This window comes from Pseudoalteromonas sp. SR45-5 (genome assembly GCF_014163565.1).
GTDB classification, from domain to species: Bacteria; Pseudomonadota; Gammaproteobacteria; order Enterobacterales; family Alteromonadaceae; genus Pseudoalteromonas; species Pseudoalteromonas distincta.
Genome location: NZ_JACJDN010000106.1, coordinates 1 through 8,569, shown reverse-complemented (window position 1 = coordinate 8,569; position 8,569 = coordinate 1). Strand labels below are relative to the sequence as shown.

The following is an 8,569-nucleotide window of genomic DNA, read 5'->3' as shown; positions in this document are numbered from 1 at the left end:
TCTATATTCTGCGTAAAAATACAGTAATCGATTGAACCAAAATAGGAACTCAGCTATGGTTTGTTTATCAATAAAACAAATTTAAAAACGAGTTAATCTACAGGCTCGTTATGTGTCATTCACTGGCAATTATATAATTTGAAAATGGAGATAAATTAGAAATGGATATCAGTAATCCAATTTTTTGGTCATCAGCTTCTGTTTGGGCGATGTTACCTTTACTAGGCACTTTAATTGTTCACATCGCATTTAGTGCGGCTGTGTATAACGATGCAGCAAAACTTCAAAATGAAAATCATAACCTTGTATTTGTTGGTCCCATTTTATGGTCTTTAGCAGTTCTAATCGGTGGTGTTTTTGCTGCGGTAGGTTATTGGCTAGTGCATCATTCAACAATGAGTCGACTTTGAGCAATATGCCACATAGCAAAAACATCATGGTGGGAATTTTACTCGCTGAAAAAACGCTCCTAAAATCCCCATATGTTAAGCGTTAAGCATCGTCAGCATATGAATGAATATCAGCAGGAAATCGTTTCATATTTTGGGTATTGGCCAGCGTTCTGCGATGCTCCTATATTGAGCTACGAGGAAATAGATGGTCGCTTAACCTTAGAAATTGAGTACATAGATACTGAGAAATGTTTGCATGCTAAGATTGAACTAATTTTCTACGGGGTTTCAGAATCGGAACTTAGTGAATTTGAAAAAGGTAGTGTGATTGACACAATGAGAATACTTAGTGGCAACGTGCATCGAGTTGAAATTGAACCTTGTTACGGTATCGGCGGCAACTTTAAATGCACAAGCATTCAGGCAAAAATACAAAATGCTTAACAAGTTGCACCAGCCGACATTTTTTCCGTCGCTCCTTTTTGTGCTTGAATAGCACAAACGGGTTCCTCCAAAAATGCGGCTGTGCAAAGCGTTAGGTGCTAGGAGGTTAACTGACATATGGAGCATGAATTGATTCGGCAAGTTCAAACTAAAGATTATGAGAGTATTGCAAACATATATAACCATTATGTTTCAAATACTTCTATTACGTTTGAAGAAACGACCGTTACAAGTACCGATATTCGAAATAGAGTAGAAAAATCACGTAGCACCAATCTTCCTTGGCTCGTTATGGAAATCAGTGGCTCTATTGTCGGTTATGCTTACGCTACCAAATGGAAAGAGAGAGCTGCATACAGATTTTCTGTAGAGTCTTCAGTTTACATTTCCGAAAAGCATCACGGTAAAGGCTACGGAACACTTCTTTACACCGAATTAATTAAGAATTTGAATTTACTAGAAGTAAATTCCGTAATCGGAGGCATTACGCTACCAAACCTTGCAAGTGTTGCTTTGCACGAGAAATTGGGTATGAAAAAAGTTGCTCACTTTAGCAATGTCGGTTTTAAATTTAGTAAGTGGTTGGACGTAGGGTATTGGCAGTTGAAACTCCGCACCTAACAAGCCAATAAACTCACTCACTTCGTTCGCTGGGACGCATACATGCGGAGCGGCTGCGCCATTATGCCCCACATGTATGCGCCCGTTATTGGAAAGTTAGCAGTCAAAATTAGACATGGAGATAAAATGAAATTCATCGCAGTACTTATCGGAACAATATTCTTAACAGCATGTGCAACTGGCTACCAAGCACACACTTGGTCGGGCGGCTATAACGATAAAGTGATAGGTGAGAATCACTATTATGTTGAATATTTGGGTAATGGAACAACGTCAGCAGAAACTGTTAATGCATATTGGTTACGTCGAGCAAACGAGTTATGCCCTAAAGGGTATACAGAATTAACTTCCGAATTGGGGAAAAACAACTCTGTGGCTGTCGGCACTGCTGGTGTTTCATTTGCTCATCCTTGGAAAAAAGCTGAAATCAAGTGCAATTGACTGCTAACAAAAACATCATGGTGGGAATTTTACTCGCTGAAAAAGCGCTCCTAAAATCCCCATATGTTAAGCGTTATGCGTCTCTTTAAGCTCAAAGGATTGAATTATTAAGATATTGATTTCACTGTTCACTGAAGTTCAAAGCACTCCAATTCTGTTTAAATTTCAGCATCGCTTAAATGCACTAACTAATTTGCTCTTATTGGTATTTGCTTATTTTCCTTGGCCAAACGCAACCTATGAACTGAATGGTAACAAACTTGATTACACAGAGTTCTGGCTGTCAGGAATGGCGCCTAGCTTATTGGCATTTAACATTCTTGTTCTTTCAATCTGTTTTGGAACCATAAATCATCGGCGTTGGGCTTTGTGGGGCGTTTTCATATACTGGTCAGGAATCATTGCCTTCCTGTCGTTCTATAGTATTTTAGGTTTTGTAATTGGCGCTTCTATTATCGTTATCTGGGTATTGTTTTTATTTCGCAATCAAAAAATACAGTTGTATTTTGCACAGGGTAACGCATAACAAACCGCTGTAGTCGGTCGCAAGCTCCCTGGGACAATGACACGTGGGCTCAGTCGCTTCGCTCTAATTTTAGCCCACGTGTTATTGCCCCTAAGCGGGGTGGTATGACTCCCACTGTCAAGTTAAACGCACTGATCCCTGCCTAACTTTTTTAAGCCATAATTACTTTAGCTCGAATTAGAGCGAGTTAATACATAGGATGAAGCAAGTAATGTCGTCGGTTATCTTGCTGATATTCGTTGGTTATTACTATTTCTAGTAACAGAGCAGACCTTACTTATTTGGTCGTGGCACCTGTCTTCAGTCTATGTTCGTGGTTCAATGAAGCGTTAGCTACATTGCCATCCTAACGCCGTCGGTGGTTGTGCCACTCCCGATGCTTGATCCTATGCATTAACTCTAATTCGTTTATCATGCAGGTACTCTTGCCAATCTAAGTTTTGTATTTACTGGCGTTAGCACCACTTCTTTTGCAATTGCCCATATGTATGCAATCATTTCTCGAGCAATGGCGGTGACAACCAGGTTGTAATGTTTCCCTTTGGCTATCATTTTTTTATAGCGCTTGCAGAGCCTAAGTTGTGCTTTCCACGCAATATCAATAATGTCCTTTGGTAAACCTTCTTGTCGTTTTTGCATATCTGTCGATATATTTGCCGCATACCGATAAGTGTGTGCGCCTTCAACGAGAAGGCGCCTCGCTCGGCCGTTTCCGCATTTTGTGATGGCGCCAATATGGCGTTTGCCACCACTCGAGTGCTCACTAGGTACAAGACCAAGATAACTCATTAATTTGCGGGGGTGGTCGAAGCGCGATAAATCGCCAAGCTCAGCAACAACGCCGGTGGCGACCAACAAACGAACGCCACGCATAGCTTGTATTGCTTTTACTACAGGATAATAACGCCACTGGTGAACATGGTGTGTTAGTTCATTGTCTAGCCGTTCAAGTCGGCTTATTCGTTCATTAATTGTGTGTAAAAACTCTTGTAAGACGATGTGCTGCGCGGGATGTGGCAACACAAGCTCAGTGAGCCAACGTAAATGTTTTTGTGACCAATTTGCAATGCCTCTGTAATTAATATTATTGCGAAGCAGCAGTGCCTTTAATTGATATTTAGCATCTTTTAAATCCTTCATTGCCACTTCGCGTGCGCGAGATAAATCACGTACGGCTTCATCTTCAGGCTCGGGAACATAAATAGGTGTTAAATCTTCAGATTTAAGTAATTTAGCGAGCTTAAGGGCATCACGTTTATCGGTTTTAATCTTCTCACCTGGCTTTTTGGGAATAAGAGAGGGTGCAACCACATAACAGCAATGGCCGAGACTGGTAATTAATCTGTAAATCCAATAACCACATGGGCCAGCTTCATAAACAAAATGAAGTGTTGCGCCAGGGTATTTGGATTCAAACTGACGAACAAGCTTTTGAACGGCCACTTTGGAAGACGAAACTCGGCCAAGATGAACGGGTTTCGCACCTCTATGTTCTTCAATATAGGCGACTTCATTGAATTCTTTATGTGTATCAAGACCGATAAAAAGTATGCTATGTTTATTCATGTTAGCCTCTGCTGTTTAGTTAATTGACAAACTAATTATGGCTCTGGCTTTGAATTAAGCTAACCCACGAAAAGCGGAGGCTAACACCGTGTGGGAGTCATTATGTCTAGCTTGAAGGGAGGCGTATGTTTTCAAATATGAAACTTAGTCATTTAGTATTGCTACTAAGTTCGACTTTCACAGCAGGGAGTTTCGCTAACGTATGCTCAAGTGATGAGCTTATTCAAATCAATAATTATATTTATGACGTTAAGAACCTATCAAAAAGTTACCACTCTGCTGATCGAATAGATGAATATCATGATTACTTAACTGCAATGGAAAGGTATAAGAAATCAATTCCAGAGTGGAATGATAAACAAGCCTTAATTAACGCGTTCAGTTCTTCCTTAATTCTGTATCCTGCTTTTTACCAAGTTTCTTCTGTTACACACGTTAAAATGCAACGCACAGAAAACCAAACCTCTTTGACTTTAAAAATCAATCGCAATGAAGCTAAGGGAGTTGATTCGTTAAGTGTGTCTTTTAACCCAACAAATAATAAGATAATTGGTGCACTATTTTATTCTGATGAAAAGTTTGAGAGCGGAGATATATGCAAAAAAGAAATGGGACTAGAGTATATTCAAGCTAACAAGCAAATGCAGCCGACGCCAAACAACGGCTCGACTGATTAGCGCGTTATGTAACCAAGGAAGAATCGTGAAATTCTGGAGAAACTCGTCCACAGAACGTTATCCAATGTGGAAAGCATTCTTAATGTACATCTGGGTAATACCTGGAGTTCCGATAGGAACCTTTTTAGGTGTTTATTTCTTAGAGGCTCGTAATAGGAGTGATGATGAATTATTACTTAGCTTGCTTAACTATCGTTTAGATTTTACTTTGATTATTTTATTTGGTGTTGGTTTTATCCTTTGGGTTTGGTCTATGAGAGCCTTAAGTAAGCCTGTTTTTCAAATTCATCAAAATAGGTTGTACTTTTACGGTCATGGCTTTTTTAAAGATGACATTGCACTTGATTCACTTCAAGAAATACGCTCCTATAATCTTGGTCCGCTGGGTCACCTAATAGACTTTAAATCTAAAGTCGGTATTACCTTTAGATCTTTTGCTTTTCTATCAAACATTAATAAAAGTAAATTAGAAAAGTTTTTTGAGGAAAGTGGTATAAAGGTTACATAACAAACCATTCAAGCAGGACATTGCTCCTCACCCGTTTTAGTGGACACCTCCTCATCACTTTGAAGAGGCTAAAATGCCTAAATATACTCAACCTAGGAAGACATGGTTTTATCCAGTTAATTTTAAAATCAAAGTGTTGTGGCATAGTGATTTTGGCCACTATTTACATACAAACTTGTATAAAACCAAGTGGAGCTTTCTTATGCCTTAGTTTTATTAAAAACGTCCACTAATGTTAAACTACAAAAAACTTAATTACTTAATATAGCTATGGCATTTTACATTCCTTTATTACAACCTCACTTTAAGCACATTGAAATTGGCGATACGCTTACATCACTTTGGAGTGGGTGTGGCAGTATTGTGCAGTGCCAGCTTGATGATAAAGCCTGCGTTATTAAAGCGATTAAAATACCCAGTTATATACACCATCCTAAAATTAAACAAAGCGAATTTGCGCTTAAAAGAAAGCAGCACTCATATAGTGTTGAATACACATTTTATAAGCTTTATAGCCAGCATTTACCAGTGCATGCGCAAAGTATTGAATGTATAGGTGCAATTAATAAAGATGATGAATATGCGCTGGTGTTTAAGGATTTCACCAAACATGGGTTTACTCAAGCAGGGCCACAACATGTTAAAGCTATATTAAGGTGGCTTGCACACTTTCATGCGTTTAACTTAAGTAAACCCGCTGAAGGGTTATGGCAGCAAGGCAACTACTGGCATTTAAGCACGCGCCCAGATGAGTTTAATAAACTAAAAGATAACCTTGATAAAAAGTCCGATATTAAAAATGCTGCACATAAAATAGATGAGGAACTACAAAGTTGTGCGTATAAAACGCTGATTCATGGCGATGCAAAACTCGCTAACTTTGCAGCAAATGAGCGAGATGAAATACTCGGTTATGATTTTCAGTATATAGGTGCAGGTTCTGGGATAATTGATGTAATGTATTTTATGACCAGTTGCTTGAGTGATGCACAATTACACGAGTGCGCTGATGAGTACCTTGTGTATTATTTTGACAATTTAAAGGCTGCTATTACAGCTTATCACCCTTGGGCACCAGCAAGTAAAATAGCTGACGATTGGCTCGCTTTATGGCCTGCTGCATGGGCTGACTTTTATCGATTTTTAGCTGGGTGGAGCCCCGAGCATCAAAAAATAAATAGTTATATGCAACAGCAAGTAAACAGCTGGTTAGCGGGTAACATTTAATAAACAGGTTTTGCTAATCTCTTGCATAAATATCAAGCAAAACAATACATTTTGGCACGATGTATGAAAATCTCTTTAAAACTACAGGTCAAATGACCTTTTTTAATATAAAATACTGCAAATTCTTGTATCAGTAGGTTTATATCATGGCAATTCACGTTATTTCTCACCCTCTTGTTCAACATAAACTAGGCCTAATGCGAGCGCATGGTATTAGTACTAAAAGCTTTCGTGAATTATGTTCTGAAGTTGGAACCTTATTAACCTACGAAGCAACTAAAAACCTACAGTTAGAAGATAACGAAATTACAGGCTGGGATGGCAATAAATTAAAAGTAGAGCACATTAAGGGTAAAAAAATTACCGTAGTGCCTATTTTGCGTGCTGGTCTTGGCATGATGGACGGTGTTATGCAGTTATTACCAGCCGCTAAAGTAAGTGTTGTTGGTCTTGAACGTAACGAAGAAACGCTAGAGCCAGTACCATATTTTGAAAAGCTTGTTGGTAATATTGATGAGCGCTTAAGCTTAGTTATTGACCCTATGCTTGCAACCGGTGGCTCAATGATTGCCACAATCGATATGCTTAAAAAAGCAGGCTGTAAAGAAATCAAAGTAATTGTATTAGTAGCTGCACCAGAAGGTGTGGAAAAAACACTTACAGCACATCCCGACGTAGAAATATTTACAGCCTCTGTAGATAGCCACTTAAACGAAAAGGGCTATATTATCCCTGGTTTAGGCGATGCGGGCGACAAAATATTCGGTACTGTTTAGGAGTCTTTAAGTGCAAAATAATGACACCTTTTCAATAAAAACTATTTTAACGGGCGCGCAAATGCTGTTTGTAGCATTTGGTGCGCTGGTATTAGTGCCACTTTTAACGGGCTTGGATCCTAATGTTGCGCTTTTTACCGCTGGCATTGGTACTTTGCTGTTTCAGGTAGTGACTAAAGGCCAAGTGCCTATATTTTTAGCTTCATCATTTGCTTTTATTGCACCCATTATTGCCGCTGTGCAAATGTGGGGCGTGCCAGCCACTATGGGCGGCTTAATGGTAGCGGGCTTTGCTTATATGCTTTTAAGTTTATTAGTAAAATTTAAGGGCGTTGCAACGCTTCATAAAATTTTACCGCCTGTGGTTGTAGGCCCTGTAATTATGGTTATTGGTTTAGCGCTTGCACCTGTTGCTGTAAATATGGCGATGGGTAAAAGTGGCGACGGAAGTATTCAAATTATTGATTACAACAGTGCTATTTATATTTCGTTGTTCTCGTTAGTGGTTACGCTTATTTTTGCAGTGTGGGGAAAAGGCGTATTTAAGCTTATACCTATTCTGGCAGGGGTTGTTGCGGGTTATTGTTTATCGCTTGGTATGGGCGTTGTGCAATTTGATGCAGTAACTAACGCACAGTGGTTTGCTGTACCAAACTTCACATGGCCTGAGTTTAAATGGCAGGCTATTTTGTTTATGGTGCCTGTAGCAATAGCACCTGCAATTGAGCATATTGGCGACATGATGGCTATTAGCCAAGTAACCAATAAAGACTTTTTGAAAAAACCTGGGCTTCACCGTACTTTGTTTGGTGATGGCCTTGCGACGTCTGCAGCATCATTATTTGGCGGCCCGCCTAACACTACTTACTCAGAGGTAACGGGAGCAGTTATGCTTACCAAAAACTTCAATCCTAAAGTAATGATGTGGACAGCCATTATCGCCATTATTTTAGCCTTTGTTGCTAAAATGGGATCTGGCTTACAGACTATACCTGTACCTGTAATGGGTGGCATTATGATTCTACTTTTTGGCTCTATTGCTGTAGTGGGTTTAAATACATTAGTTAAGTCGGGCGATGATTTAACAGCACCACGTAACTTAAGTATTGTTGCACTTATTTTGGTGTGCGGTATTGGCGGTATGCATATAGGTGGTAGCCAATTTAGTTTAGAGGGCGTAAGTTTATGCGCTATTTTAGGCATTGTGCTCAACCTTGTATTACCTAAGGCGCAGCCTCAAGAGAGTTAATAGTGCACGTAAGTTAAAAATATTGCACCAAAATAGCGCATTTTCAATGCGCTATTTTTTTAACCTATTAATAAATATACAAAAATAATAATGGTCTAGTATCTGCATTTAATTTCCAGAACGCATCGTATGCAAAGGAGTT

10 protein-coding genes are annotated in these 8,569 nt (G+C 39.3%); 9 read left to right on the top strand and 1 reads right to left on the bottom strand.

Annotated elements, in window-relative coordinates; genetic code table 11:
* The first annotated feature begins 161 nt into the window (after nt 1–161).
* From H5072_RS06185 to H5072_RS06170, 4 genes are all read left to right on the top strand, one after another.
* Nucleotides 162–410: a hypothetical protein gene (locus tag H5072_RS06185; protein ID WP_182693013.1), complete on the top strand. Its 249-nt coding sequence runs from the start codon at nt 162–164 to the stop codon at nt 408–410.
* Nucleotides 411–509: 99 nt separating this feature from the next.
* Nucleotides 510–836 (top strand): Imm50 family immunity protein, encoded by a 327-nt coding sequence (locus H5072_RS06180; RefSeq protein WP_182693012.1) that lies wholly within the window; start codon nt 510–512, stop codon nt 834–836.
* A gap of 117 nt (nt 837–953) precedes the next feature.
* A complete protein-coding gene (locus tag H5072_RS06175; protein WP_182693011.1) occupies nt 954–1,457 on the top strand; it encodes an arsinothricin resistance N-acetyltransferase ArsN1 family B in 504 nt (167 codons plus the stop codon).
* A 126-nt stretch (nt 1,458–1,583) separates the two neighbouring features.
* The gene (locus tag H5072_RS06170; protein ID WP_182693010.1) at nt 1,584–1,898 is read left to right on the top strand and encodes a CC0125/CC1285 family lipoprotein; all 315 of its coding nucleotides are present in this window, start codon (nt 1,584–1,586) and stop codon (nt 1,896–1,898) included.
* A 937-nt stretch (nt 1,899–2,835) separates the two neighbouring features.
* On the opposite strand, the gene H5072_RS06165 is transcribed toward H5072_RS06170, so the two are convergent.
* On the bottom strand, nt 2,836–3,990 hold the full coding sequence (locus H5072_RS06165; protein ID WP_182693009.1) for an IS110 family transposase: 1,155 nt from the start codon (nt 3,988–3,990) through the stop codon (nt 2,836–2,838).
* A gap of 125 nt (nt 3,991–4,115) precedes the next feature.
* Between H5072_RS06165 and H5072_RS06160 the strand changes: the two genes are divergently transcribed.
* From H5072_RS06160 to H5072_RS06140, 5 genes are all read left to right on the top strand, one after another.
* A complete protein-coding gene (locus H5072_RS06160; protein WP_182693008.1) occupies nt 4,116–4,667 on the top strand; it encodes a hypothetical protein in 552 nt (183 codons plus the stop codon).
* A 25-nt stretch (nt 4,668–4,692) separates the two neighbouring features.
* On the top strand, nt 4,693–5,175 hold the full coding sequence (locus H5072_RS06155; protein ID WP_182693007.1) for a hypothetical protein: 483 nt from the start codon (nt 4,693–4,695) through the stop codon (nt 5,173–5,175).
* Nucleotides 5,176–5,445: 270 nt separating this feature from the next.
* A complete protein-coding gene (locus H5072_RS06150) occupies nt 5,446–6,402 on the top strand; it encodes a phosphotransferase (RefSeq protein ID WP_182693006.1) in 957 nt (318 codons plus the stop codon).
* A gap of 146 nt (nt 6,403–6,548) precedes the next feature.
* Complete coding sequence (gene upp / locus H5072_RS06145) at nt 6,549–7,178, top strand: uracil phosphoribosyltransferase (protein WP_002958676.1); 630 nt, start codon at nt 6,549–6,551, stop codon at nt 7,176–7,178.
* A 10-nt stretch (nt 7,179–7,188) separates the two neighbouring features.
* Nucleotides 7,189–8,427, top strand: coding sequence for a uracil-xanthine permease family protein (locus H5072_RS06140; RefSeq protein WP_149593033.1), 1,239 nt, complete (start codon nt 7,189–7,191; stop codon nt 8,425–8,427).
* The last annotated feature ends 142 nt before the right edge of the window (nt 8,428–8,569 follow it).